Below are 25554 nucleotides of genomic sequence, written 5' to 3'. Positions count from 1 at the left end.
GCGCCGCCGAGCACCGGGCCGTCGATAATCGGAAAGCCGATCACCGCGGCGCCGGGATGACGGGCGGGGCGGCGCCGGGTAGTGGCGACGGGGTGGAGCGGCCGTTGTTCGGCGGCGGCACCGGGGCCTGCCCGTCGATCAGGATCTCGCCGCGCGCCGAACCGGTGATGGCCGCGAAGCCCTCCTGGTCCGCGCCCTTGCCGATCATGCAGTTCAGGCTGCGGCTGCCCGCCAGCCAGCTGCGGGTGTCGAGGAAGTCCCAGAACAGCGTGAGGGTCTTGTTGCGCAGCGCGTCCGGCGAGCCGAGGTAGTCGGTGGAGTCCTTGGCGCAGGCCTCCTCCATGAACTTGTCCTGCTCGTCCTTGGACGGCGGGCCGCCGGTGAAACGCGGGCCCAGGTCCACGGTGGAGACGATTTCGAAGGCGTGCGACTTGCTGCAATCGGTCGGATCGGTGGGGAGATTGCGGCTGATGCCGACGCAGGTGCCGGTGTCGAAGACCTTGGACTGGTTGGACTCCCGCACGCTGCCGCTGATCGGATGGGTGGCGGTGCCGGAGCTGCCGGCGACCTGGAGGCCGCAGCGCAGCGTGCGCTCGCCCGCCTTCCAGCCCGCCTCACCCGGATTGATCAGGCCGACCACGAACTTGCCGCGCGGGTCGAGCTTGCCGCCGAGGTAGGACTGGGCGGCGCTGACGCAGTGCTCGTCGCGGAGTTCGGTGAAGCGCAGCGAGTCGGGGAAGCGGGAGCCGGGCCCGAATTCGACGCCCGGATACCTGCTCAGGTCGATGTCCTCGGTGACCTCGAACAGGTGCTTGCTCGAGCAGTCCACCTTCACCAGATCGCTGGCGTTGGATTTGCTCCAGCTCAGGCAGTCGCCCTGGGAGGCGGTGCCGAAGGCCGCGCCCGCCACCGCACCGGTGGGCTGGGCCGCGCCCGGGGTGTGCGCCTCGATGCGATTCGAGTCGAACCCGGTGAAGACCAGGGTGAGCAGCGCGGCGAGCACCGCGCCGCCGGCGACGGCGAGCAGACCCCAGCGCATGGTCGGGGCCGACAGCGCGCCATTGGTGTCGAGCTTGGCGCGCAGGGTGTGCAGCGGGCCGAGCAAGCCACCGGATTTACCGCCCCGGGACTCGGGACGGTGGGGCGGCCACTCGGGCGACGGAGGCAACTGTTCGTCGGACATCGCGCTCCATCATTGCAGCGCCAGGCCACCGCCGCCACGAGCTACACATCCTCGCGCACGCCAGCTGTGTTTAATTTGCCCTCCGCTTCGCTCCGGGCGGGTTCGCGGCCTTTATGTCTCGTTCTTCCCTCCCTCCCTCCGCTCCTCCGCTTCGCTCCCCCGCTCCACTCAGTCCAGAACGAGACGGCCGCGAACCTTGGGTGCCGGTGGCAGAGAGTTAGTTCAGGATCAGGTCGGCGGCCTTATCGCCGATGAGTACGGCGGGGGCGTGGGTGTGCCCGCGGGTGATGACCGGCATGACCGAGGTGTCGGCGATGCGGAGTCCTTCGACGCCGCGCACTCGCAGCTGTGGATCCACGACGCCGGAGTCGTCGGAGGTCATCCGGCAGGTGCCGACGGGGTGGTACAGCGTGTGCGAGTGGTCTTCCAGGCAGCGCCGCAGTACCTCGTCCATCGGGGTGCTGGAGGGGACGGCGGGCTGCATGAGGTCGCCGATGTGGTCTTTCAGGGCAGGCTGGGAGGCCAGGTTGGCGCAGATGCGCAGCCCGGCCAGCAGCGCGGTGCGGTCCGCGGGTTCGCTGAGGTAGTACGGATTGATCTTGGGCGCTTCGAACGGGTCCGGCGAGGTGAGCGTGATGGTGCCGATGGATTTCGGCTTGAGCAGCACGGCCGCGAAGGTCAGTGCGTGCCCGTCCGGTTCGCCCAGTCCTTCGCCGATATAGGGCGCGGGCCCGAAGATCAGCTCCAGGTCCGGCAGGTCCAGATCCTCCCGGCTGCGCACGAATCCGTACGCCTCACCCACATTGGAGGTGAGCTGTCCGCGCCGTCGGAGCAGATAGTTGCCGAGTTCGAGGAGGTTCTTGTCGGCTCCGAAGAGGCTGCCGCCGCGGGTCCGGTAGACGATCGGCGCGGCCAGATGGTCGCGCAGGTTCTGCCCCACCTCCGCAAGGTGTTGCAGCACCGGGATTCCCAGCTCGCGCAGCTTGTCCCCGTCGCCGATACCCGACAGCATGAGCAGCTGCGGCGTATTGATGGCCCCGCCGGAGAGGATGACCTCGCGCTTGGCGGTGATGGTCTTGGTCTCGTCCCCGATCCGGAATTCGACCCCGACGGCTCGCCGCCCCTCGAACAGCACCCGCGTCACGTGCGCGTCGGTGACCACGGTCAGATCCCGGTGCTTCTGGAGCGCCGGCCGCAGATAGGCGTCGGCGGTACTCCACCGCGCGCCCCGCTTCTGGTTCACCATGGTCTGCGTGAACCCTTGCGGCTCATCGAGATTGGCCCGCTCCAGCGGATACCCGGCCTGGCTGGCCGCTTGCAGGTATTCGTGGGTGAGCGGTCGCGGGCTGCGCTGCGCCGAGATGTGCAGCGGCCCATCGGTGCCCTCGCTCGGACCGCTGGCCCGTTCGACGGACTCCATCCGCCGGAAGTAGGGCAGTACCTGCTCGAACGACCACTCGGGCCCGGCGTACCGGCCCCATTCGTCGTAGTCGGCGGCGAACCCGCGCACCCACATCATGGCGTTCATCGACGACGATCCGCCGAGCATCTTCCCGCGCGGCCAATAGACCTGCCGCCCACTCAGTTCCGGTTGCGGGTCGGTCCGGTAGTTCCAGTCGTTCGGCCCTTGGAACAGGGTGTGGAACGCGGCCGGAATATGCGCCATCTTGTCGCTGTCCGGCCCGCCCGCCTCCAGGACGACAACGCTGACGCCCGGCCGATCGCTCAGCCGCGCGGCGACAGCGGCTCCCGCCGAGCCCGCGCCGACGACGACGAAATCCGTTGTGCTCGGGGTATATTGCGGCATACTGACTCCTCGCAGAGGGTGCTGAATGTGGACAACGGTCCTCGGCATCGCGCCGCTCCGGTCCCCATGACCTCAGACTATGGCGCTGCGCCCGTCCCCGCCCCCCAGAATGACCGATCCAAAGCAAAACTGATGGCCGCTGACGCCCACGCCCGCCCGGAGCGAAGCGGAGGGCAGATAAGACAGAGCCCTACGGGAAAAGTTCTGGACCCGGCCCACTAGGCTGTTTGCCTATGATCGACCTTCGATTCCTGCGGGAGAATCCAGACGTGGTCCGCGCTTCGCAGCGCGCTCGTGGCGAGGACCCGGCCCTGGTGGACTCCCTGCTCGAGGCGGATGTGGCCCGCCGCGCGGCGGTCGCCAACGCCGACGGCCTGCGCGCCGAGCAGAAGGCGCTGGGCAAGAAGGTCGGCAAGGCTTCCGCCGAGGAGCGCCCCGCCCTGCTGGCCACCGGTCAGGAGCTGTCGGCGAAGGTCAAGGAGGCGGAGGCCGCGGAGAACGCCGCCGACGCCGTTATGGACGCCGCGCAGCGCGCCATCTCGAATGTGGTGCAGGAGGGTGCGCCCGCCGGCGGCGAGGACGACTACATCGTGCTCGAAACGGTCGGCACCCCGCGCGAATTCGATTTCAAGCCCAAAGACCATCTGGAATTGGGTGAATCGCTGGGCGTCATCGATATGGAACGCGGCGCGAAGGTTTCGGGCGCGCGCTTCTATTTCCTCACCGGCTACGGCGCCATGCTTCAACTGGGTCTGCTCCAGCTGGCCGCGCAGAAGGCGGTCGCCAACGGTTTCACCATGATGATCCCGCCGGTGCTGGTGCGCCCGGAGATCATGGCCGGCACCGGTTTCCTGGGCCAGCACGCCGCCGAGGTCTACCACTTGGAAGAGGACGACCTGTACCTGGTCGGCACCTCGGAGGTCCCGCTGGCCGGCTACCACTCGAACGAGATCCTGGATTTGAGCGGCGGCGCCAAGCGCTACGCCGGCTGGTCGTCGTGCTTCCGCCGTGAAGCGGGCAGCTACGGCAAGGACACCCGCGGCATCATCCGCGTCCACCAGTTCGACAAGGTGGAGATGTTCGTCTACACCAAGCCGGAGGACGCCACCGCCGAGCATCAGCGCCTGCTGGCCTGGGAGAAGGAGATGCTGGCCGCCGTCGAGGTCCCCTACCGCGTCATCGACGTGGCCGCCGGTGACCTGGGCAGCTCGGCCGCCCGTAAGTTCGACTGCGAGGGCTGGGTCCCCACCCAGCAGACCTATCGCGAGCTCACCTCCACCTCGAACTGCACCACTTTCCAGGGCCGCCGCTTGAATGTGCGTTACCGCGACGAGAACAACAAGCCGCAGACCGCCGCGACTTTGAACGGCACCCTGGCCACCACCCGCTGGATCGTTTCCATTCTGGAAAACCACCAGCAGGCCGATGGTTCGGTGAAAGTGCCTGCCGCGCTGGTGCCTTTCGTCGGCACGGAAGTTCTGGAACCGCGCTGAGCACGGAATGAAGCCTTTTCGATCGGCTTCGGTCCGGCCGCAGCGAAGCGGAGGCAAAAATCAGCAGACCGTTTAGGCTAGGCAGCGTGCGAGGAATCGGGTCTCGCGGCGATACCCGGACGCGGGTGCGGGCTGCATCGGCGCTGGCGACGGCAATGGTCATGGCTCGGACCACCGGGGCGTTCTACGTCATGGGTGGCGCCCTGGGTCTGATCCTCACCGCTGTCGCGCCAGGTGATGAGGGCAATCGACCGCTCGTTGGTTCGGCTGCGTTCGTGGCGCTGCTGTTGGGTATCAGCCTGCTCATCTGGGGTCCGCGGCTGCCGCATTGGGCGCATCACCTGTATGTCGGTACCGCCACGGTGCTGGTGACCATTGCGGTGCATTGGTTTCCGAATACCGTCGGCGCCATCAGTTTGGCCGCGTTCTATGTGTTCGTGGCCTGCGATGCCGCCATTTTCTTCTCCTGGCGCTGGCTCGGCGCGCATCTGGCGTTCGCGATCGTGTGCTGCCTGTGGGTGGTGCCGTCGCGCGGACTGCCGTGGTGGTCGGGTCTGATTCCGGCGGGCATCACCGTCGGAATCGGCATTGTGGTCGGCATTTTGACGCGCATGGCGTCGAATGCGGATATCGATGTGCTGACCGGTTTGCTGAATCGGCGCGGTTTCGACCGGGTGCTGAGCAATGCCATCGCGCATGCCACCCGTACCGGTCAGGGGCTGGCGCTGGTGCTGGTCGACCTCGATCGCTTCCAGAAGATCAACGATCACCTCGGCCATCGCGCCGGTGACGCCGTGCTGCAACGGGTGGCCGATACCTGGGCCGGGCTGCTCTCGCCGGATCAGCGGCTGGCCCGCTACGGCGGTGACGCTTTCGCGGTGCTGCTGCCGAACACCACCGAGCAGGCCGCGATCCTGTTGACCGAGCAGCTGCGCGCGGCGGTCACCACCGGTTGTTCGGCGGGTGTGACCTCCTGGCAGCCGGGCGAATCCGGTTCGCTGCTGGTTTCGCGCGCCGATGTGGGTCTGTATCGCGCCAAGCAGGCGGGCCGCAATCGCACGGTGCTGGAGTCCTCGCGGCAGCTGCCGCTGGCGGTGGAGCTGCGCGAGGCCATCGACCGCGGCACCCTCGATGTGCAGTACCAGCCGATCGTCTCGCTCACCGACGGCGCGACCCGCGCGGTCGGGGTGGAGGCGCTGCTGCGCTGGTCCTCGCAGGCGCAACCGGAGGTGACCACCGAGGGCCTGATCCGGGTCGCCGAGGAGTACGACCTCATCTCCGATCTGGACGAGCTGGTGCTGCGCCGGGCCTGCGCCGACGCGGCCCGTCTCCAGGAGACCTTCGCGCAGCTGGATCTGACCTTGAACGTCAATGTGTCCGGGCTGGAGCTCGCCGAAACCGATTACGCGGACCGGGTTTCCGGCATTCTCACCGAAACCGGCTGGCCCGCCGACCAGCTGGTGCTCGAGGTGACCGAGTCCGAACTGGCCGCCGAATCCGATACCGCCATCGCCAACCTGCACAAGCTGCGCGACCGCGGCGTCCGGATCGCCATCGACGATTTCGGCACCGGCTACTCCTCGCTGAGCCGCCTGGCCACGCTGCCCTCGGACATCCTCAAGGTCGACCAGTCCTTCGTGGCCGCCATCCGCTCCGATTCCCCGGCGCCGCCGCTGCTGGGAGTCATTGCCGCGCTGAGCAAGTCGCTGGACCTCCAGGTCATCGCCGAGGGCGTCGAGACCGAGCATCAGGCCGCCGTGCTCACCGAGCTCGGTTTCGCGCTGGCTCAGGGCTACCACTACAGCGATTCGCACCCGGTCTCCGAGCTGATCAACGACCTCAACGACCGGCACGGCCTGGTGGGCGCGGCGCTGTCGGATCACGAGCCGAACACCAACGGCTGGATTCCGATCGATAATCCCTTGACGGACGAGTGAGCGCGCGCGATCCTGACCGCATGCGTTTGCTCGTCTACGGCTGTTGATTCCTAGCCGCCCTCCGCACCGCCGCCCGCCGGCCTGAGAACGGTGGCGCGCATTCGGTGCGCGCACTCACGGTCAGCGCGGTGCTGTTCGCCCTCACCGCCGACCTGATTCCGCTGTACGCGCTGTACGCGCTGCTCTTCGCCGACCACGGCCTCGGCACCGCGCAGATCTCTTCGCTGCTCGCCATCTGGTCGGCGACCGCTTTCCTCTTGGAGATCCCATCCGGCGCGTGGGCCGACACCGTCTCCCGCCGCGGGCTGCTCATCCTCTCCGGCGTCCTGCTCGCGGCCGGTTTCGCGGTATGGACGCTGGTACCGAACTACCTCGGTTTCGCGGCCGGTTTCGTACTGTGGGGCAGCTCCGGCGCCCTGCGCTCCGGAACCTTCGAAGCCCTCCTCTACGACGATCTCGCGGCCCGCCACGCGACGGCCGAGTACCCGCGCATAGCGGGTTACGTGCGTGCAGCAGCCGAATTCGCCGCGCTGATAGGCATTCTCGCCGCCGCGCCGTTGTACGCCTGGGGCGGATACGGCCTGGTCGGATGGTCGAGCGTGCTGATCGCGGTGGTGCACACGCTCGCCGCGATCGCGCTGCCCGGTGCCCCGAAGGTGGTGTCCGCCAGCGAGATAGAGGACCTCGAAGAGGTGGGCCCGGAGCCGGATCGACCGGTGCGCGTGCAGACGACGTACCTCGACATGCTCCGTTCGGGTGTGCGGGAAGCCCTGCAAGTCCGCATGATTCGCCGTGGTGTCGTGCTGGCGGCCTTGCTGAACGGCATCACGGCATACGACGAATACTTCGGTCTGCTGGCCGATTCCACCGGTGTCGCACCGTCGATCACCGCCCTACTGGTCGGTCTGACCGTGGCGGGCGCCCTGGCCGGCGCCGCGCTGGCGGGCCGCACCGCGGGCATGCGCACACGTACCCTGGCCTTCGCCGTCGCAGCGGCCGGTGTGCTGTTCATCGGCGGCGCGCTGCTGGCCGGTGCCGCGAACACCGCCCCGCAGTTCCCGTATCTGCTGACTCTGGCGGGCTTTTCGGCGATCGGCATCGCCTACGGCATCGACTACAACGCCGAAGTGATCGCGGCGGCGCGTCTCCAGGACGCCATCGCGGGCCCGGCGCGCGCCACCGTCACCTCGGTGTCCGGGGTGGTCACCGAGGTGATCGCGCTGATCGTATTCGTGTTCGTGGGTGTGGCGTCCGCGTGGTTGCCGATGCCGGTCGTGGTGGCCGTGCTCGGTATCCCGCTGCTGCTCATCGCCCCGCTGTTGCCGGCCTGGCTGCCGCCGCGCCCGGAGGACGACGACCCGGAGGAGGCGGAATCAGACGACGGACGGCCGCCGCAGGCTGGACCAGAGCATGTCGCCCTGGGCGGCGAAGCGGCGCGCTAGCTCGTGCTGGGCTTCGATCTCACCCAGCGGCGAGTCCACGCAGAACTGCCCCTCGGCCGCGGTGAGAATCTTGATGTTCACCAACCGAATCCGGGAGAGCGGCCCGTCGACGAACCCCGGCACTTCGCGGTCGGTGAGCCCGAGCATGACCACCATCTGCCCGCCGGCATCGAGATAGGTGCCGACGGCTTCGGGCGGAAGCACCGCGTTGTCGATCGGAATGGTGATGAGCCCGTAGTGCTCGAGCATCCGGATCACCTGAAACCCGTACCGCGCCACCAGGTTCGACACCGTCATCACGGTCTGCCCGAGCCAGGAGGCCGCCACTTCCACGGTTCCGCTGTCGACCGGCACATCGGGGGAGATGGCGTAGACCTCGAGCTCGAAACCGTTGGTATTAGGCGAATTATCCCATTCGGCCGGATCGGAGAGCCCGCTGCTGGCCACCATCAAGGCGTCGTCGCGCCGCACGATCAAATGCGCCTGGCGCAATGCGGGCCATTCCGGTCCGTCGATGAAGGCCGGACTGTTCTGCTGTGCGATGACCCGGCGGTCCTTGCGCCCCCACGAATTCCACGCGGTGTCGAGCGCGTCCCAGGTCGCGACACCGTGGAGTGCGTAAGTTCTCGTTTCGCTCACGGGCATAACCGTACTGAGGCAATGCGTTTCATTGTGGCTAGCCCCGCCGCGTTTGCCGAAGTTCGATGAGAAACCGGTAATTCGACGGCTCGCCGATGATCCGAATCGTGCGTCCGGGCGATTCCCGAATACGACACAGCCACCCACCTTTCCTCCGCATACCGGCGACCGGCGGCGAACCGGGCAGAATCGACCGATGGGTTCGATCGGATTACCCGGATCAGGTGATGCGCGCGGGCGCTATTGGGCCGGGCTCGGTCTCGGCGTGTCGATCGGCGCGGGTGTGGCGGTGCAGGCCCGGCTGAACGGTGAGCTGGGGGAGCGGCTCGGGGACGGATTGGCCGCCGCGGCGATCAGCTTCGGTTCCGGGCTCGCCGTATTGCTCGTGGTGCTCGCCGTGCACCCGCGTCTGCGTGCCGGATTGGCGCGGGTTCGCGCCGGATTGCGGACGAACACGCGAAGCGCGGCCGCCGGCTCGCATTCCGCGGAAAGTGTTGCGGCGCGGCTGCGCTGGTGGGAATTGCTGGGCGGCCTGTGTGGCGCGTTCTTCGTCGCGAGCCAGGGGCTCACGGTCGCCATGCTGGGCGTCACCGTGTTCACGGTGGCCGTGGTGTCGGGTCAGCTGGTCAGCAGTCTGGTGGTGGATCGGCTCGGCGCGGGGCCGGCGGATCGCACGCCGGTGACGCCGTGGCGGTTGGCCGGTGCGGCACTGGCATTGACGGCGGTGGTGGCGACGGCGGCCGGGCGTCCCGATAATGCCGTGGCAGGTCCGGCTTCCGACATTCTGCGCGGGGTGCCGACCGCCGTGCTGGTCTTGCTGCCCGCGCTGGCCGGGATCGGTTTGGCCTGGCAGCAGGCGGTGAACGGCCGGGTCGGGGTGGTCGGCGGTCCGCTGTCGGCGACGTTCGTGAATTTCGCGGTGGGGACGGCGGCGCTGCTGGTGGTCGAGGTGCTGTTGCGAGTGCGGGTCGGCTGGTCGATGCGTTTCCCGGCGGAGCCGTGGCTCTATCTGGGTGGTCTGATCGGGGTGGTCTTCATTGCCGCGGCCGTGCTGGCGGTGCGCTGGATCGGCGTGCTGCTGCTCGGCCTCACCTCGGTGGCGGGTCAGCTGTCGATGTCATTGCTGCTGGATGCGGTGGTACCGACCGGTCCGGGTCTATCGTTGTCCGCGCTCATCGGGTGCCTACTGACCTTCGTCGCGGTGGCGGTGGCGGCGCGTGGCCGGCCGGGCGGCGAAGCGGACAATTGACCGTCTGGTCGGTTCGTCGTCACTGAAAGCTGTTCCGCGCATTCACGATTCGACCGCCGTCCGGGTATGCGATGGTGCGGTGATGGCTATCGACTACGGGGTGTGGGCGGTCCGGCTATTACTCGCAGCGGTGTTCGGCCTTTCGGCGTCCGGGAAGTTCGCCGACCTACCGGGCACGCGAAAATCGGTGGGGGAGTTCGGCGTTCCGATCCGGCTGGTCCCCACTGTCGCCTGGGCGCTACCGGTCGCGGAGGCGGCGACGGCGGCCGGTCTGCTGATCCCATGGGCGGCGATCGCGGCCGCCGCGCTCGGCCTGTCGCTGCTGCTCGTGTTCACGGTGGCGGTTATCCGCCTGCTGCGCGCCGGGAAGCATCCCGCCTGTTCATGTTTCGGTGCGGCCGGCACCGCGCCGATCGGCTGGGCGACCATCCTCCGAAATGCCGCGCTGATCGCCGTCGCCGCCCTCGCCCTGGCCGGAGCCGTTGTCCGCCCGCGAGTTCCGCTCGGTCTGCCTGCGGACCACGTCCTGATCTCGGCCGTCGCCGCCGTCTTCGCGGTGACCCTGATCCGTCTCGGCGGCGAACTCCGAGCCCTGCGCCGCCGCTTGGACGCACAGGCGCTCTCCACCCTCGGCGCGGAGGGCCTCCCGGTCGGTGCGGTCGCTCCGGAGTTCGACCTCCGCTCCACCGCCGGCGGACGGACCGGTCTGCACGACCTGCTGACCGGCCGAAACCTGCTGCTGGTCTTCGTACATCCGGCCTGTGAGATGTGTGCCGCCCTGGCCCGTGAACTGCCGCGCTGGCAGGCACGCACCACGAATTCGCTCACGATCGTGGTCGTCGGCAACGGCGAGCTGGACGAACACGCCGCCTGGGCCCGGCAGCAGGCCCTGGGCGAGATCCCGGTCCTGGTACAGCAGGGAAACGAGGCGGCCCTGCGGTATAGAGTGCGCGGCACCCCTTCCGGAGTCTTGATCGGCCCCGATGCCCGGGTGGCCGCTCCGGTGGCCCGTGGCGCAATGGCCATTCGCGATCTGATTTTCCAGGCGAAACGGACTGCGGGGCAGCGATCCGCCGAGACAAACGGGGCGGTTCTCTAAATCGACTGCCGCACAGTCGAATTCGCTGATCAGCGTGATTCGTGAGGCTTACCATCGAATGGCAAGGCTCCATCCACCCGAGCGTCGAGTGAGGGAATCATCATGGCGGACTTCGCATTCACCGATTACTCCGGCAAGGAATTCGTCATCCGGCTGACCAACGAGCAGCGGATCGAAGAAGCACGTCGCATCCTATCCGGCGAGGAGCAGATGTCGATACATGTCATGGGCCGGATCCGGAAATCCCAGGCCGAGTACAACCCGGGCTGGAGTTTCCACCTGGACCCGGACACCATTTCCTTCTTCACCGTGGCGATCGAAGTGTGTGATGCCGGTATCGATTACACCGAGGATCACCTCGACGAAGCCTGCGGCGCTTTCCTGCCGGGCTGCTTCTGGTGTCCGTGGTCGTCGCGCCTGACCCGGGAAATCACGTAATCCCCGGTAGCGACAATTTCTCCGGCCGAGGTGAAACCCCGGCCGGAGTCGTGTGATCAGAGCTTGCGCGAGCGCAGCTCGTGCCCCTTGGACGTCTTGCAACGCCCCGATTCCAGATCCCACTGCCACCCGTGCAGGTTGCAGGTGAGCGTATTGCCCTCCACCACACCGAATTTCGACAGATCCGCCTTCAGGTGCGGACAGCGCCGCTGCACTTCCCAGCCCGCGAGCTCGGTCGAGGCGGAATCGTCGTGCGCCTCGGAGAACCAGCCGTCGGCGTACGCGATGCGCTCGTCGGTCAGGCACTTGAAGAAGGTGTAGAGGAATTCGTTGTAGCCGCCGATCCGCCAGGTGGTGAATCGGGTGGACAGGAAGATGGTGTTCACCCAGTCGGGTTCGTTGTCCCGCAGCACCGTCCGCACCAGCACCGGATCGATCCGGAAACCGTAGCGGTACTTGCCTTCTCCCGCGATGACCTCGCGCACCACCCGCTTGGGGAAGTCCAGTACCACGGTCTCGTCACCCATGACCAGCCCGACCGGATACCCGATGCCATCGCAGATGAGATCGCTCTGCGCCATGATCGGCTCGAAGAGTTCCTTGAGCCGAGGCAGCAGCGGCCCGTCGTCCTCGGTTGCCCAGGAAGCCTTCTCGGCCGCGATGACCGGCGCGAACCGCTGCGCCATGGCCTCGATGTAGGCGGCCTTGTCCCCGAAGATGGTGTCCGGATCGACCGGATGGGTGAGCGAATTCAGTTCCTTGCCACGCAGATCCGCGGTCGAGCCGGGGATCATCAGCAGCCCGCCCTCGTTGCCGTGGATGCGCATCTGCTCCAGGAACACGATCTGGTCGGGGAAGATATTGCCTTCGTCGCCGTGATCGTCGTTGAGGTAGCGCAGTTCGTCGTCGAGGAAGACCGGCGGCCCGGCGGAGGGCACCACCCAGGTGGCCCCGACCTGCTCGATGTAGGACCGGCAGCGGTCCATGCCGCGCTGGCGCTTCTGCTTACCGAAGTTGGTCTTGGTCTTGGACGGGATGTCGTAGACCATCGGGTACCAGATGGCCCCGGAGTACTGGAGCAGGTGGATGTCGACGTGCCCGAACGCGTCGTGCAGCACATCCATATCGACCGGCCGCGCGTCGTTCATGTTGAAGCACACGGTCTCCCCGTCGGAGACCACCAGCCCGGAGTCGCCGATCGGCCCGTCGGCGGGCGCGCGCAGGGCGATGATCATGATCTCCAGGTCGCCGCCCGGCCCGGTCACGGTCTGCTTGACCGAGTCCTCGGTCTCGATGAACTTGTGGAAGCCCAGCGCGCGCAGCTCGCGCTCGAGATCCGGCACCGGGTAGTCCGGCAGCAGAACCGTGGTGTCCTTGTTGACGTGCCGCTTCAGGTGCTCGGCGTCGAAGTGGTCGCGGTGCAGGTGCGATACGTAGAGGAAATCGCAATTGCCCAAGTCGTCCCAGTCGAGCTGGGTATTGTCCGGAAAGGGAACCCACGAGGCGAAATACGCGGGGTTGACCCATGGATCGCAGAGGATCGTCCCGGCCGCGGTTCGGATGTGGAAACCGGCGTGTCCGACGCTGGTGATCTGCACGAGCTTCTTCCTCCCTGACCGTTACCAGCCACCTAGACTACTGGCTACCCCGAAACGTCGCCGATGCAGTAACCCTCGGCGCCCGACTCCGGGGTGTATGTCTGTTTTTTCGGGATTCCCGCGGTGGTCGTAACCGGAACGGTCACGGCGATGTATTTGCCGCACGGCCATTCGGATTCGATGGAGCCGTCCACGAACGACGCCCGGCACCCCGACCGCCGCATCGCAGCCCGTCAGCAGGCAGATCGCGGCTGCTGCCGCGCCGAGCGTGCCTCCGCGCGCACGGCCACGTCGTGCGGTCTCCACTCGTGCGAACCTCTTTCGTGTCCTGGCGGCGCTGGGAACGCACACCCGGGGGCGAATGTTGCCTGGGTCACTGGTCAGAGCTGAAGCAGCGACTACGCTAGCGGAATTGTGGAACCCGTCTACTTCCCGATCATCGGGATCGCCCGCACCGTCTTCGCGTTGCAGGGCCTGAAGTTCACCGTCAAGGGCGATGAGAACATTCCGGCGGTCGGTGGTGCGGTCATCGCCATCAATCACACCGGCTACATGGACTTCACGTACGCGGGTCTGCCCGCGCGTACGACGAAGCGCTATATCCGGTTCATGGCGAAAAAGGAGGTTTTCGACAATCCGGTCGGTGGTCCGGTCATGCGGGCGCTCAAGCATATTCCGGTCGATCGCTCCGCGGGCGCGGATTCGTACCGCGAGGCCGTGAACCGGCTGCGCGCCGGCGAACTGGTCGGTGTCTACCCGGAAGCCACCATCAGCCGCAGCTTCGAATTGAAGGAATTCAAATCGGGCGCGGCGCGCATGGCCATCGAAGCCGGTGTGCCGATCATCCCCATCACCATCTGGGGCGCGCAGCGGGTGTGGACCAAGGGCCACCCGAAGCGCCTGGGCCGCACCAAAACTCCCATCTCGATCGCGGTGGGCAAGCCCATCCAGCCCTACGAACCGGCCTCGGCGCTCACCGAGGAATTGCACGCCACCATGCAGGAAATGCTGCTGGACCTGCAAAAGGACTATGCGCACGAGCCGGGCGCGTACTGGGTGCCCGCTCGATTGGGCGGCAGCGCACCGACTCTCGAAGAGGCCAATGCCCTCGACGAGGCGGAGGCGGCGGAGAAGGCCGCGCGCCGCGCCCCGAAGCCGGAGTGATGACTTCGCGAAAGTAGCAGGGGTCCGGGGGTTTCAACCCGGACCCCCTCAGCTTTCCCGAAGGGTCATTCGGCGCCGACGGCCGCCTGACTGGTGATGGCCTCCGCCGCCGCGACCGCATCCTCGGGCTCCGGCGCGGTGGCCGGGAGCTCGGTGTGGTCGAGGACGTAGGCGGTCTCACCGTGCACGGCCAGGTCGAGGCCGCTCTCCTCGTGATCCTCGTCGGCGCGGATGCCGCCGAACATTTGCAGCACCTTGGCGATGATCATGGTCATCACGAAGGTGTAGGCGAGCACCGCCAGCGCCGCGACCGACTGCCGCCAGAGCTGATCCACCCCGCCGCCGTAGAACAGGCCGGAGACGGCGTTCGGCGCGGCGCCGGAGGCCAGGAAGCCGATCAGCACGGTGCCGAGAATGCCGCCGACCAGGTGGATGCCGACCACATCGAGCGAATCGTCGAAGCCGAAGCGGTATTTCAGCGAAACGGCCAGGCAGCACACCGCTCCGCAGAGCGCGCCCACGATGAGCGCACCCATGGGCGTGACCGCACCGCAGGCGGGCGTGATGCCGACCAGCGCCGCGATCAACCCCGACGCCGCACCCAGCGAAGTCGCGTGTCCCGCTTTGTATTTCTCGACCACGAGCCAGCCGCACATGCCGGCGCAGGACGCGGCGATGGTGTTCAGCACGACCACTGAGGCCGAATTCCCGGCCGCCAGCGCGGAACCGCCGTTGAATCCGAACCAGCCGAAGAACAGGATGCCCGCGCCCAGCATGGTGAGCGGAAGGTTGTGCGGCCGCGGCGGATTCGGGAACACCTTGCGCTTGCCGAGGATCAGCGCCAGCGCCAGCCCCGCGATACCGGCGTTGATGTGCACCGCGGTGCCGCCCGCGAAGTCGATCGCTTTCAGCTTGTTGGCGATCCAGCCGCCGTGCACCGAGCCGTCCTTGCTGTCGAAGGCGAAGACCCAGTGCGCGACCGGGAAATACACCAGCAGCGCCCAGACGCCCGCGAAGATCATCCACGAGCCGAACTTCATCCGATCGGCGACCGCGCCCGCGATGAGGGCGACGGTGATGGCGGCGAACAGTAGCTGGAACGCCGAGAAGATGGCCGGCGGCAGCCCCGGCGTCGCGGGTGCGTCGAGCAGCTTGGACGATCCGAAGTACTCCGTCGGATCACCCAGTAGCCCGAGGCCGCCCAGGGAATCGCCGAACGACGCCGAGTATCCGACGATGATCCACAGCACGCCCACCACGGCCAGCGCGCCGAAGACCATCATGGCCATATTGAGTGTGTTCTTGACGCTGACCATGCCGCCGTAGAACAGCGCCAGCCCCGCCACCATGATCGACACGGCGGCGAAGGCGGCGAGCATCCATGCGGTATCGGCCGCTGCTACTGCTTGCTCCATAGTTCACCTGACTTAGAGATTCCATTCGAACGGGTTCCTCGATGGGAATCACCGTTGCTTGGCAGTGAACCACCGTGCATGTTGCGCCGGAGCGCGCCGCAGTGAACGGTGCGTAAACCGAAGTGCCTGGACTCGGGTGTGCCGCGCGGGTGTTCGTGCGGATGTCGACACGATGGCGTGACGTCGGCGTAATGGCGGCGACACACTCCGTTGGTTTCCTATCAATCAACACTGATTCACAACAGAAGACATTGAGTGAAATCGAGGACGCCCATGACAGATACCGCCGAGTTCCTGATCATCGGCGGCGGCCTGGAAGGGCTCGCCATCGCCTGGTCCCTGGCCGAACGCGGCGCCACCGACATCCTGGTGCTGGAACGCGCCACCCTGTGCTCGGGCATGACCGGAAAATCCAGCGGCGTGGTCCGATGCCATTACGGCGCACCGTCTTTGGCGGCCTTGTCGTGGTGGTCGGTGCCGTTCTTCGAGAACGCCCGCGACATCCTCGGCGACGATCTGGGGTTCAGCCGGTGCGGATACGCGGTCGGCGTGGGCGCGGAGAATCTGGAGCCCCTGAAAGCCAATGTCGCCATGCAGCAGGGGCTGGGTATCGCCGTAGAGCTGATCAGCCCCGGCGAGCTGGCCGAGCTTTGGCCCGGACTGCGCGTCGAGGATTTCGCCGGGATCGCCTACGAACCGCGGGGCGGGCGCGGCGAAGCCTATTTGACCGGAATGGGTTTCGCGGCGGCGGCCCGGCAGCGCGGAGTACGGATCCGGCAGCAGACCCCGGTGGTGAAACTGCTCGTCGATGCCGACCGGGTGATCGGCGCACAGCTCGCCGACGGCACGCAGGTGCACGCCGGCACCACGGTGCTGGCGGCGGGACCGTGGACGCCGGCGCTCGCCGCGACGGCCGGCCTCGAGGTGGATGTGAAAGCCCAACGCGCCCAGCTCATCCTGGTCGATCAAGGTGCACCCCTCGATCAGGTCCCGGTGCTCTCGGATCTGGCGAGCCTGCAATACCTGTGCCGCGAACCCAATGGCGAAGTGCTGGCGGGCAACAGCGATCACGCCGACCCGCAGTACCTCGATCCCGACGATTTCGTGAACCGCGCCGACGCCACCGCCATCGACAAGGTGATCGCCAAACTCGGTCATCGCCTGCCGCACATGCCCGATCCGCGCGTCACCGGCAGCTATGTCGGCGCGTACGACGTGACCCCCGACTACAACCCGATCATCGGACCCGCACCCGTGCCCGGCCTGTTCCTCGCCACCGGCTTCTCCGGCCACGGTTTCAAAATCTCTCCCGCCGTCGGCCGCCTGGTCGCCGACCTGCTGCTGCACGGCCGCACCGAACTGCCGGACGTCGATCCCGCCGACTTCCGCTTTGAGCGGTTCGCCGAAGGAAAACCCCTGCTCAGCCCCCATCCCTACCGGGGTGCGGGCGAAATGCGCTGAACCACAGGAGCCGACATGGCCATAGACACCACCGCGACCATCACCCCCATCGCCACGCACCGCACGCTGGCCGAACAGGCGCGGCTCACCGACACCACCTTCATCCTGGCGGTCTTCACCACCTTGTCCGGAAAGCCCTGCGCCAAGCTGGTTCCGGTGCAAGCGGTGGAGCAGCTGGCCACCGACGGCGTGGGTTTCGCCGGGTACGCGGCCGGGATGATCGGCCAGCAGCCGCGCGATCCGGATCTGGTCGCCATTCCGGACGTCGCCACCTTCACCCCGATTCCGTTCGTGAAACCCGGTCTGGCCATGGTGCATTGCACCCCGCACGTCGAGGGCCGGCCGTGGCCGTTCGCGCCCCGGGTGATCCTGCAACGCATGCTGGCGCGCGCCGCCGAGCGCGGGTACACCGTGAATGTCGGCGCGGAGATCGAATACTTCCTGGTGGACAAGGCGGCGGGGGGCCTCGCGCCCGCCGATACCGCCGATGTCAGCCTGCAACCCTGTTACGACGCCCGCGATGTGACCCGCATGTACGACCATCTGGCCGAGGTGTCGACGGCCATGAACTCACTGGGCTGGGGCAATTACGCCAGCGACCACGAGGACGGGAACGGGCAGTTCGAGCAGAACTTCGATTACGCGGACGCGCTCACCACGGCCGATCGGGTGATCACCGCACGCTATCTGCTGTCGGTGATCGCCGAAAAACGGGGTATGAAGGCCACTTTCATGCCGAAACCGTTCACCGATCGCACCGGGTCGGGGATGCATATGCACCTGTCGCTGTGGAACGGCGACCAGGCCCTGTTCCCCGATGCCGCCGATCCGCGCGGGCTCGGATTGTCGCCGACCGCGTACGGATTCCTCGCCGGGATGCTCGAGCACGCCTGCGCATTGCAGGGGGTGATCGCGCCGACCGTGAACTCCTACAAGCGACTCGGCGCGACCAATACCGCCAGCGGCGCGACCTGGTCGCCGCGCTATGCCACCTACGGCGGTAACGACCGCACGCACTACCTGCGAGTTCCGGATCAGCATCGGGTCGAATTGCGGGGCGCGGACGGTTCCGCGAATCCCTATCTGGCGATTGCCGCCTCGGTCGCGGCGGGGCTGGACGGCATCGACCGAGCCCTGGATCCCGGTGCGCCGGGCGAACAGCGCGGCGACATGCTCCCGATGACTTTGGTGCACGCCATGGACGCTTTGGAATCCGATCCGGTTCTCACCGGCGCACTCGATGTCGCGGGCCCCGGGGTGGCCGAGTATTTCGCGGCTCGCAAACGCGAGGAGTTCTTCGCCTGGCACAACACGGTCTCCGACTGGGAGATCGAGCACTACCTGACGGCCTTCTGACGAAAACCCTTGGAGGACAATATGTGCGGCATAGTCGGCCTGCACCTGCGCGATCCCGCGCTGTATCCCCGGCTGGGTGAACTGCTCACCGGCATGCTGGACCAAATGTGTGACCGCGGACCGGATTCGGCCGGAATGGCGGTGTACGGGGATCCGTTGTGGTCGCCGCCGGGCACCGTCACGGTCACCCTGCTGGACTGTCCGCTGCCCGCGCCCGTTCTGGCCGAAAAGCTCACGGCCGCATTGGGTGTGCCGATCACCGCCCGTTCCTACGCGCCGACGATGCTGGTCAACGGCCCGGCCCAACCCGGCGAGTGTGCCGACGGACACGCGGCCGCACTGGCGGAATCGATCCGGACTCTGGTTCCGGGAGTACGGGTGATCGGTTTCGGTGAGACGCTCACCGTGCTCAAGGGCATCGGCAATCCCACCGAATTGGCGCACGGTTTCGGCCTGCCGCAGGCGCAGGGCTGGCAGGGTGTGGCGCACACCCGCATGGCCACCGAGTCCGCCGTCACCGCCGCAGGCTCGCATCCCTTTTCGGTGGGACCCGGTCAATGCCTGGTGCACAACGGATCATTCAGCAATCACATGAGCATCAAGCACGAATTGCAGCGCGCCGGCGTCGAATTCGACAGCGAGAACGATACCGAGGTGGGTGCCCGGTTCGTGGCCCGGCAGCTGGCCGAGGGCGCGGACCTGGAGAAGTCCCTGCTGCTGCTCAATGACGTCTTCGACGGTTTCTACACCCTGCTGGTCTCCACCAGCGATTCCTTCGCCGTGGTCCGCGATGTGATCGCCTGCAAGCCCGCCGTCATCGCCGAGACCGATCGGTGGGTGGCGATGGCGTCGGAGTATCGCGCGCTGGCGGATCTGCCCGGCATCGAACAAGCCCGAATCTTCGAACCCGAACCGGAAGAGGTGTACGTATGGCGGCGATCATGACCGAGCGCACCGTTCTCGATGTGGCCGAATCCGGCACGCGCGCAGTAAATTCCGTCCTGCTGTCCGAGGACGCGCCCGCAGCCGTCACCCTCGCGAATCCGCGCGGCGCACATGCCCTGGCCTGCGGCCTGGACCGCGATCTCGAGGTGACCATCGACGGCCATGTCGGCTACTACTGCGCCGGTATGAACCAGCACGCCACGGTCACCGTACAAGGCAGCGCGGGGGTGGGCGTCGCCGAGAACATGATGTCCGGCACGGTGCGGGTGCGCGGTGACGCCTCCCAGTCGGCGGGCGCGACCGCACACGGCGGGCTGCTCGTCATCGAGGGCAATGCCGGTGCGCGCTGCGGTATTTCGATGAAGGGCGTCGATATAGTGGTGGGTGGCGATATCGGCCATATGAGCGCCTTCATGGGCCAGGCCGGCAGGCTCGTGGTGCTCGGTAATGCCGGTGAGGCACTGGGTGATTCGCTGTACGAGGCCCGGATCTATGTGCGCGGCACCGTGGCATCCCTGGGCGCGGATTGCGTCCGCAAACCCATGCGCCCCGAACACCTCGCCGAATTGCGAGACCTGCTGGCCGCCGCCGGTTTCGACGCCGATCCCGCCGAATTCACCCGCTACGGCTCGGCCCGGCAGCTCTACCACTTCCACGTCGACAATGCCGGAGCGTACTGACATGACCAACCCCGCACTACGCGAATCCGCGACCTTCGACCGCCGCGCCATCGCCGAAATCCAGCGCGCCGCCGAGACGGGCATCTACGACATTCGCGGCTGGGGCGCGAAACGCCCCCTCCCGCACTTCGACGACCTGCTCTTCCTGGGCGCGAGCATGTCGCGCTATCCCCTGGAAGGCTATCGCGAACGCTGCGATACCGATGTGGTGCTCGGCGACCGCCACGCGAAACATCCACTACACCTTGATATTCCGGTCACCATCGCGGGCATGAGCTTCGGCGCGCTCTCCGGGCAGGCGAAGCAGGCGCTGGGCCGGGGCGCGAGCGCCGTCGGCACCTCCACCACCACCGGTGACGGCGGCATGACGCCGGAAGAACGCGGGCAGTCCAAGCATCTTGTGTACCAATACCTTCCGTCACGTTACGGGATGAACCCCGACGATCTACGCAAGGCCGACGCCATCGAGATCGTGCTCGGTCAGGGTGCGAAGCCGGGCGGCGGCGGCATGCTGCTGGGCCAGAAGATCAGCGAGCGGGTGGCGGGCATGCGCACCCTCCCACAGGGCATCGACCAGCGCAGCGCCTGCCGTCACCCCGACTGGACCGGTCCGGACGATCTGGCCATCAAGATCCTCGAACTGCGCGAGATCACGCAGTGGGAGAAGCCGATCTACATCAAGATCGGCGCGACCCGCACGTACTACGACGTCAAGCTCGCCGTGAAGGCCGGAGCGGACGTCGTGGTGGTGGACGGCATGCAGGGCGGAACCGCCGCCACCCAGGACGTTTTCATCGAGCACGTCGGCATCCCCACGCTCGCCGCCATCCCGCAGGCCGTGCGCGCGCTGCAAGAGCTGGGCCTGCATCGCAAGGTGCAGTTGATCGTCTCCGGTGGCATCCGCACCGGCGCCGACGTGGCCAAGGCCATGGCGCTGGGCGCGGACGCGGTGGCCATCGGCACCGCCGCGCTGATCGCCCTGGGCGACAACAGTCCGCGCCATGCCGCCGAATACGCGGCGCTGGGGTCGGCGGCCGGCTACTACGACGACTTCCAGGACGGCCGCGATCCGGCGGGCATCACCACCCAGAACCCTGAGCTGGCAAGCCGTCTCGACCCGGTCGAAGGCGGCCGCCGGCTCGCCAACTACCTGCGCGTGCTCACCATGGAGGCGCAGACGCTGGCCCGCGCCTGCGGCAAATCCCATCTGCGCAATCTCGAACCGGAGGATCTGGTCGCGCTCACCGTCGAAGCCGCCGCCATGGCGCGCGTCCCGCTCGCGGGCACCGGCTGGATTCCGGGTGCGGTCGCATGACGGCGTCGAGCTACGTGCCGTTCGACAGTGCCGGCGCGGCAGCGGTTTTCGATCCGCTCTGGCACGAGATCCGCCTGATCGGCCGCCACGACGGCACCGGCGGCTACCGCCGTTACGCCTGGTCGGACCCCGATCTCACGCTGCGCGAATGGTTCCGTTCCAGCGCGGCGGCTCGCGCGCTGGAAGTGGAGGAGGACCGCAACGGCAACCTGTGGGCATGGTGGCTGCCGCGCGGCTGGATCGGTGATCCCGAGGGCGCGTTCGTGACCGGGTCCCACCTCGACTCCGTCCCCGACGGCGGCGCCTTCGACGGCCCGCTGGGCATCGTCTCGGCCTTCGCCGCGGTGGACCTGCTGCGCGCCCGCGGTATCGAACCGTCCATACCCATTGCGGTGGTGGCGTTCTCGGACGAGGAGGGCGCGCGGTTCGGCGTGGCCTGTATCGGTTCCCAGCTCGCCACCGGCGCCCTGGCCCCGGCGCGTGCCCTCGCACTGCGCGACATCGACGGAATCACCCTGGCGGAAGCCCTGACCCGCGCCGGACGAAACCCCCGGCACCTGGGCGCGGACCCCACCCTCACCGACCGGGTCGGCGTCTTCGTCGAACTCCACATCGAACAGGGCCGAGCGCTGGACCTGGTCGATCACCCGCTGGCCGTGGCCTCCTCGATCTGGCCGCACGGCCGCTGGGAGTTCGATTTCACCGGCGAGGCCAATCACGCCGGCGCGACCAGGCTCACCGACCGCCACGACCCCATGCTGGCCTTCGCCGCCACCGTCCACACCGCCCGCACCGAAGCCGCCGCCCTGAACGCCGTAGCCACCTTCGGCAAAGTCCTCGTCTCCCCCAACGGCACCAACGCCATCCCCTCCCGGGTCCGAGCCTGGCTCGATGCCCGCGCCGCCGACCAATCCACCTTGGAACGCCTGGTCGCCCGCATCACCGGCGCCGCCCACGTCCACACCAAACTCGACAACACCACCCTGACCGTCACCCCCGAATCCCTCACCCCCATAGTCGATTTCCCCGACGCCCCCCGAAACCGCCTGGCCCGCGCCCTGTCCCACCTCGGCGACCTCCCCGTCATCCCCACCGCGGCCGGCCACGACGCGGGCATCCTCTCCGACATCGTCCCCACCGCAATGCTCTTCGTCCGCAACCCCACCGGCGTCTCCCACTCACCTGCGGAACACGCCGACCCCCTCGACTGTCACCGCGGCGCGGCAGCCCTGGCCGACATCATGACCGCCTGGACCTGTCAATCCTCGACGTGATTGTCCGGATACGCGGTGACAGCCAGAAACCGAATCGGCAACCGCACCAATTCGTGCGGCCCATGCGGCCCCTCCCCATCCAGCAACAGCGAATCCCCCGGCCGCAGCGTGTACTCCGAATCCCCGTGCCCGTAAACCATCACCCCCTCCAGCATGTACAGCAACTCCGTCCCCGCATGCTGAAACAAGGGAAACGTCTCACTGGCCTCGGTAAGCGTCACCAGCACCGGCTCCAGCCGCTTGTGCTGCCCCCGCAGCGCCCCCAGCAACTCGTAGTGATGCCCCACCCGAGACCCCCGCCCCACGATCGCCGACCCATGCCCCGCCCGGGTGAACACCGCCTCCCCCTTCGTATCCGCCCCCCGGAACAAGGACGTCACCGGCACATCCAGCCCCGCCGCCAACCGCGCCAACGTGGAAAGGCTGCACGAAGTCTGCGCATTCTCGATCTTCGACAACATGGCCTTGGAAATCCCCACCCGCGCCGCCATATCCCCCACCGACAACCCACTGGCCAGCCGCAACGCCCGCACCTGCCGCCCGATCACCCGCTCCAAATCCACCCCGCTGGGCGTCCCCGCCGCCACTTCCCGATCCGCGCCACCACCACTCATCCCCCGATCCTATCGGCGCGTTTCCTCACAGTGGACATCGGTGATCAGCTGGGATCGGACCCGCGGATGGCGGCGAGCCAGGTGGCGGTGGTGGCGGCGATCAGCGTCGCGGCGACGAACGTGATGGTCCCGCCGCCGCCCACATAGACCCACAGCAAGCCCACGAACGGTGCTACCACCGCCGACTGGGCGTCGAGCAGCAGGCGGCGGCCGATCCGCGCCGCGGCGACGGCCGTCGTAGTCGCGTGTGTGTCCGGGCGGCTCGGATTGTCGATCAGCCGGCCGACCGGCTCCTGATCCCGGAAACGGCCCGACGGATACATCCGCGCTCCATCGATATGGACTGTGCGGGTGGACAAGTCGGCATTGTCCTGGGTGAGGGTGACCAGGGTCGGATCGAAATAGACGGGCAGCCAACGGGTCCGGCCGCCCAATGTGAACTCCAGCCAGGACCTGCTGACCAGTCGATGTTGCTGCCGCACCCGGCGGACCGCCGCGGGACCGATGGTGGGTCCCGCGGCGGTGCGTGGCAGGCCGATCGGCAGATAACCCAGCGCTGTCGCCAGCCGAATGCTGGTGTAGCCCAGCACGATCAGCGTCAACGCGGCGAGCATGCCGAACTGCTCCGGATCGGCGAACGGCACCCAGGCGAGCATGCTCACCAGGGTGCCGATCGTCACGAGCACCGGATAGGCCAGCGGGTGACCCATCCGGGAAATCACTTCAGGAAGCCGATTTTGGTGTAGTCGTAGCTGGCCAGGCCGACCGCGCCGAAGTTGGCGAGGTTGTCGCGGACCGCCACATTGCCGGGGGACTGCATGAGCGGCGCGGAATGGCCTTCGGCCCAGACCATCTTGTCCACCTCGTTGGCCAGCTTGATCGCCTTCTCCGGATCCAGTTCGGACACGGCCTCCTCGATCTTGGCGTTGACCTCCGGGCTGCCGACGCGGCCGTAATTGCCTTGCAGGTCATTGGGGTTGTAGCCCCAGATCTGGTTGAGGCTGCCGAACGGGAACGGGTCACCCACCCAGCTCCAGAAGCCCATATCGAAGTCGCCCGGCTGGATCACGTCGGTGAAGTAGCCCTTGCCCGGCTTGGTGATGATCTCGGTCTTCACACCGATCTGGGCCAGGTTCTGCTGCATGATCTGCGCCATCTGCACCCAGCTGGTGTCGTTGTACATGATGTGCCGGATGACCAGCTTGCGGCCGTCCTTCTCGCGCACATCGCCGTTCAGCTTCCAACCGGCGTCGTCCAGATCCTTGGCGGCGGCCTGGAGATCGAATGCGTAGGAATTGTCCTGGTAGCCCTGCTGGCCCTGCAAGAACACATGGTTCTGCAGCGGCTTGGGGTTCTCCACCAGCCCGTTCTGAATGGCGGTGGCGATGCCCTGCCGGTCGATGCCCTTCATGATGGCAACGCGCACTTTGGGATCGGCGAGAATGGATCCGGGCGAGCCGTTGAACGTCAGATGCGACCACTGGTTACCGGGTGCGCGCCGGATCACCACGCCCGCCGTGCTCTGGGCGGTCTTGAGATCGTCACGGCTGCCGATGCCGACGGCGTCGATCTCGTTGTTCTGCAAGGCCGGAATCAGTGCGGCGCTGTCCAGCGCGCTGTAGGTGATGGTTTCGAGCTTGGGCGTGTCACCCCACCATTTCGGGTTGCGGCCCAGCACGATCCGGTTCTGCGCGCGATCGATCGAAGTCACGATGAACGCGCCCGCGCTCGGCGTCGGACCGTCGATGAAGCCCTTGTTGAAGACCTCGGCATTGGCCGACACCGACTTCGGGAACAGGAAGGCGTTCCCCGAGAACTGGCCCTTCCAGTCGGCATAGTGCTTGTTGAAGGTGAGGACGGCCTGGCGGTCGTCGACGCCCTTCTCCACCTTCTCCACCCGATCGAAGCCATTGTTGATGGCGATCAGGTAATCCTTGTTCTTGCCGCTCAGCGCCTGCGCCTCGGCGGCGATGTCCTCCCAGGTGATCGGGGTGCCGTCGGACCAGACCGCCTTGGGATTGATGGTGTAGGTGACCTGCTGCGGGTTGGTGTTGGTCAGCTCCACGGAGGTGAAGTAGTCGGTATTGACCGTCGGCACGCCCGCGGCATCGATCCGGAACGCCCGGGGCATGGTGGCCTTCAGCAGCGCGCCGGTGTCGGCGTCGTTGCCGTCGTTGTGCATGCCGTTCCAGTTCTCCGGCAGCGAACTGACCGCCAGCCGCAGATTGCCGCCTTCCCGCACATCCTCGGCCGGGTGCGGATTGATGTCGTTGGTGGTGCCGATCGCCGCGACCGAGCCCTTCGGCGCGCCGGAGTCGTCGCCACCACCACACGCGGTCACGGCCAAAGCCACTGCGACCAAAGGAATCGCAAGCCGTAACCCTGTCGAGCGTTTCCTCATCGGTCGCCCCTTCCGTCGGAGTTGTACTGACACTTCGGAAACCT

General features: G+C 67.2%; 21 protein-coding genes. 13 read left to right on the top strand and 8 right to left on the bottom strand.

What is annotated here, in order from left to right:
• Positions 1–40 precede the first annotated feature (40 nt).
• Together NI1_RS26715 and NI1_RS26710 are read right to left on the bottom strand one after the other, a co-directional pair.
• Positions 41–1039, bottom strand: a complete 999-nt coding sequence (locus tag NI1_RS26715) for a septum formation family protein (protein WP_169815641.1) — start codon at positions 1037–1039, stop codon at positions 41–43.
• A gap of 361 nt (positions 1040–1400) precedes the next feature.
• Positions 1401–2990: a GMC family oxidoreductase gene (locus NI1_RS26710; RefSeq protein ID WP_067825895.1), complete on the bottom strand. Its 1590-nt coding sequence runs from the start codon at positions 2988–2990 to the stop codon at positions 1401–1403.
• 233 nt (positions 2991–3223) lie between these two features.
• Here NI1_RS26710 and serS point away from each other — a divergent pair, with 233 nt between their 5' ends.
• The 3 genes from serS (at position 3224) to NI1_RS26695 (ending at position 7862) form a co-directional block, all read left to right on the top strand.
• The gene (gene serS, locus NI1_RS26705) at positions 3224–4483 is read left to right on the top strand and encodes a serine--tRNA ligase (RefSeq protein WP_067825893.1); all 1260 of its coding nucleotides are present in this window, start codon (positions 3224–3226) and stop codon (positions 4481–4483) included.
• Positions 4484–4644: 161 nt separating this feature from the next.
• Entirely contained in the window at positions 4645–6420 is a 1776-nt protein-coding gene (locus NI1_RS26700; protein ID WP_245663410.1) for a putative bifunctional diguanylate cyclase/phosphodiesterase, read from the top strand.
• Between the two features lie 104 nt (positions 6421–6524).
• On the top strand, positions 6525–7862 hold the full coding sequence (locus NI1_RS26695) for an MFS transporter (RefSeq protein ID WP_067825888.1): 1338 nt from the start codon (positions 6525–6527) through the stop codon (positions 7860–7862).
• Here the strand turns inward: NI1_RS26695 and NI1_RS26690 are convergent.
• Positions 7794–8501, bottom strand: a complete 708-nt coding sequence (locus NI1_RS26690; RefSeq protein ID WP_157535361.1) for a hypothetical protein — start codon at positions 8499–8501, stop codon at positions 7794–7796. The genes NI1_RS26695 and NI1_RS26690 overlap by 69 nt on opposite strands.
• 196 nt (positions 8502–8697) lie before the next feature.
• On the opposite strand from NI1_RS26690, the gene NI1_RS26685 reads away from it, so the two are divergent.
• The 3 genes from NI1_RS26685 to NI1_RS26675 all read left to right on the top strand — a co-directional run bounded on the left by NI1_RS26685 (position 8698) and on the right by NI1_RS26675 (position 11287).
• The gene (locus NI1_RS26685) at positions 8698–9750 is read left to right on the top strand and encodes a DMT family transporter (protein ID WP_067825884.1); all 1053 of its coding nucleotides are present in this window, start codon (positions 8698–8700) and stop codon (positions 9748–9750) included.
• 82 nt (positions 9751–9832) lie between these two features.
• The gene (locus NI1_RS26680) at positions 9833–10849 is read left to right on the top strand and encodes a MauE/DoxX family redox-associated membrane protein (protein WP_067825882.1); all 1017 of its coding nucleotides are present in this window, start codon (positions 9833–9835) and stop codon (positions 10847–10849) included.
• Positions 10850–10951: 102 nt separating this feature from the next.
• Positions 10952–11287 carry a BP74-related protein gene (locus tag NI1_RS26675; RefSeq protein WP_067825880.1) on the top strand — a complete coding sequence of 112 codons (336 nt, stop codon included), beginning with the start codon at positions 10952–10954 and terminating at the stop codon, positions 11285–11287.
• A 56-nt stretch (positions 11288–11343) separates the two neighbouring features.
• Here the strand turns inward: NI1_RS26675 and NI1_RS26670 are convergent, their stop codons facing one another.
• Positions 11344–12885 (bottom strand): Rieske 2Fe-2S domain-containing protein, encoded by a 1542-nt coding sequence (locus tag NI1_RS26670; RefSeq protein ID WP_067825878.1) that lies wholly within the window; start codon positions 12883–12885, stop codon positions 11344–11346.
• 414 nt (positions 12886–13299) lie between these two features.
• On the opposite strand from NI1_RS26670, the gene NI1_RS26660 reads away from it, so the two are divergent.
• On the top strand, positions 13300–14049 hold the full coding sequence (locus NI1_RS26660) for a lysophospholipid acyltransferase family protein (RefSeq protein WP_067825874.1): 750 nt from the start codon (positions 13300–13302) through the stop codon (positions 14047–14049).
• Positions 14050–14114: 65 nt separating this feature from the next.
• On the opposite strand, the gene NI1_RS26655 is transcribed toward NI1_RS26660, so the two are convergent.
• Positions 14115–15464: an ammonium transporter gene (locus NI1_RS26655; RefSeq protein WP_067825873.1), complete on the bottom strand. Its 1350-nt coding sequence runs from the start codon at positions 15462–15464 to the stop codon at positions 14115–14117.
• 273 nt (positions 15465–15737) lie between these two features.
• Between NI1_RS26655 and NI1_RS26650 the strand changes: the two genes are divergently transcribed.
• From NI1_RS26650 to NI1_RS26625, 6 genes are read left to right on the top strand one after another with little or no spacing between them, the layout of a single operon-like run.
• Positions 15738–16925 carry an NAD(P)/FAD-dependent oxidoreductase gene (locus NI1_RS26650; RefSeq protein ID WP_067825871.1) on the top strand — a complete coding sequence of 396 codons (1188 nt, stop codon included), beginning with the start codon at positions 15738–15740 and terminating at the stop codon, positions 16923–16925.
• A 15-nt stretch (positions 16926–16940) separates the two neighbouring features.
• The gene (glnT, locus tag NI1_RS26645; RefSeq protein WP_067825869.1) at positions 16941–18281 is read left to right on the top strand and encodes a type III glutamate--ammonia ligase; all 1341 of its coding nucleotides are present in this window, start codon (positions 16941–16943) and stop codon (positions 18279–18281) included.
• A gap of 21 nt (positions 18282–18302) precedes the next feature.
• Positions 18303–19226, top strand: coding sequence for a class II glutamine amidotransferase (locus NI1_RS26640; protein ID WP_067826047.1), 924 nt, complete (start codon positions 18303–18305; stop codon positions 19224–19226).
• Entirely contained in the window at positions 19211–19906 is a 696-nt protein-coding gene (locus NI1_RS26635) for a GltB/FmdC/FwdC-like GXGXG domain-containing protein (protein ID WP_067825867.1), read from the top strand. The genes NI1_RS26640 and NI1_RS26635 overlap by 16 nt, the downstream gene beginning before the upstream one ends.
• 1 nt (position 19907) lies before the next feature.
• Positions 19908–21221 carry an FMN-binding glutamate synthase family protein gene (locus tag NI1_RS26630; protein ID WP_067825865.1) on the top strand — a complete coding sequence of 438 codons (1314 nt, stop codon included), beginning with the start codon at positions 19908–19910 and terminating at the stop codon, positions 21219–21221.
• Positions 21218–22495 carry an allantoate amidohydrolase gene (locus tag NI1_RS26625; RefSeq protein WP_067825863.1) on the top strand — a complete coding sequence of 426 codons (1278 nt, stop codon included), beginning with the start codon at positions 21218–21220 and terminating at the stop codon, positions 22493–22495. The genes NI1_RS26630 and NI1_RS26625 overlap by 4 nt, the downstream gene beginning before the upstream one ends.
• Here NI1_RS26625 and NI1_RS26620 read toward each other — a convergent pair.
• The 3 genes from NI1_RS26620 to NI1_RS26610 are packed head-to-tail and all read right to left on the bottom strand — an operon-like array spanning position 22480 to position 25510.
• On the bottom strand, positions 22480–23109 hold the full coding sequence (locus NI1_RS26620; RefSeq protein ID WP_067825861.1) for a helix-turn-helix domain-containing protein: 630 nt from the start codon (positions 23107–23109) through the stop codon (positions 22480–22482). The genes NI1_RS26625 and NI1_RS26620 overlap by 16 nt on opposite strands.
• 44 nt (positions 23110–23153) lie before the next feature.
• Positions 23154–23819 (bottom strand): hypothetical protein, encoded by a 666-nt coding sequence (locus NI1_RS26615; RefSeq protein ID WP_067825860.1) that lies wholly within the window; start codon positions 23817–23819, stop codon positions 23154–23156.
• An 8-nt stretch (positions 23820–23827) separates the two neighbouring features.
• Positions 23828–25510 carry an ABC transporter family substrate-binding protein gene (locus NI1_RS26610; protein ID WP_067825858.1) on the bottom strand — a complete coding sequence of 561 codons (1683 nt, stop codon included), beginning with the start codon at positions 25508–25510 and terminating at the stop codon, positions 23828–23830.
• Between the last annotated feature and the right edge of the window lie 44 nt (positions 25511–25554).

Source organism: Nocardia inohanensis NBRC 100128 (assembly GCF_001612945.1).
GTDB lineage: Bacteria > Actinomycetota > Actinomycetes > Mycobacteriales > Mycobacteriaceae > Nocardia > Nocardia inohanensis.
Note: the sequence above shows the minus strand (reverse complement) of the source record. Positions and strands in the feature narration are given on the sequence as shown.